Genomic DNA, 1,269 nt, shown 5'->3' with positions numbered 1-1,269 from the left:
GAGAAGCGGCAGTGCTCTTTACAGCAGCTCTCGGTGCCAGCCTCGTTCTGCGAAGACGGAGGGAAGATTAATGCAGATGAGTTCTATCGTCAAAACAACAGCGGATATTCTCTTTCCGTTCATCCTGATATATGGATTTTATATTATTATCCATGGACATCTGACACCCGGCGGAGGGTTTCAGGGCGGTGCCATTCTCGCATCGGGAGTTCTCCTCCTCCTTCTGGCATACAGGTATACTGAGAGCACAAAAATTGTGAGGCAGGTGATGATGAAGACTTTGGAGTCAACCGGTCTCCTCCTCTTCATCATTGCTGCATTATCTGCAATGATGCTCGGTGCGGGATTCTTCTTTAACTGGTTATCACCAGGTGGATTCATCTTTGGTGATATCGTTGCATTTGGATCCGGTGTAGCAAACCTGAATACCGGAGGGCTGATCCCAATCATGAATATTGCAGTTGGCATTGAAGTCGTTGGAGCGATCAGCGTGATCCTGCTTGCACTCCTCTCTGGAATAAAGGAGAAGATCTGATGATCGAACAGATACCATACCTGGCTGTGGTCCTGATCGCAGGCATCGGAATCGCAACGATTCTCCTGAAGAAGAATCTGATCAAGATGATCATGGGGCTTGCGATCATCGAAGGTGCGGCAAACCTCTTCCTCGTTACCCTCGGGTACCGGGAAGGAGGGATCGCCCCCATCTTTACCAATGCTCCGGGTGGGGAGATGGTGCTCCCCACCGTGCAGGCGATGACCCTCACAAACATTGTCATCGGATTTGCGACAACAGCGCTTCTCCTTGCCTTTGCCATCATGATCTACCGAAAATATGGGTCAGTTGAGACGAACAACATCAGGAGGCTTCGGGAATGAGCCAATATGCAGCATTATTACTCGCCATACCCCTGCTCGCGGCATTTGCAATGCCACTCATCGGGTTGGCAGGCAAGAGGATGCGCAACTCATGGGCAATCATTGCGATGCTCGCAACTGTGGCAGCAGCCCTCCTTCTCGTCTGGGAAGTCCTGACACAGGGAACAATCGTCTACGCCTTCGGTGCCTTCGATCCTGCACAGGCAATACCATTTGATTCCGGCGGTGTGCCGATTCGGATCCTCTTTGTGATCGATGCGATGTCTGCATTCATGATCCTGACAGCAGCGATCATGATGTTTGCCGCCACGCTGTACTCGATCTCAAGTGAATCCGAACAGAGCGGACAGGACGGGTACTATGCCCTTCTCTTCCTGCTGATGGCGGGAA

General features: G+C 51.4%; 2 protein-coding genes and 1 pseudogene. All 3 read left to right on the top strand.

What is annotated here, in order from left to right; all coding sequences use genetic code 11:
- Positions 1-70 precede the first annotated feature (70 nt).
- Complete coding sequence (locus QCH34_RS12945) at positions 71-535, top strand: MnhB domain-containing protein (RefSeq protein ID WP_300334734.1); 465 nt, start codon at positions 71-73, stop codon at positions 533-535.
- Positions 535-879: a sodium:proton antiporter gene (locus tag QCH34_RS12940; protein ID WP_300334733.1), complete on the top strand. Its 345-nt coding sequence runs from the start codon at positions 535-537 to the stop codon at positions 877-879. Before QCH34_RS12945 ends, QCH34_RS12940 begins: the two co-directional genes overlap by 1 nt.
- Positions 876-1,269 (top strand): annotated as a pseudogene (locus QCH34_RS12935) (NADH:ubiquinone oxidoreductase); the annotation flags it as partial. The gene QCH34_RS12940 and the pseudogene QCH34_RS12935, both read left to right, overlap by 4 nt.

The organism is Methanocalculus sp. (genome assembly GCF_029762515.1).
Lineage (GTDB): Archaea > Halobacteriota > Methanomicrobia > Methanomicrobiales > Methanocorpusculaceae > Methanocalculus.
The sequence above is the reverse complement of the archived record's forward strand: the minus strand, read 5'-3'. Positions and strand labels throughout refer to the sequence as shown.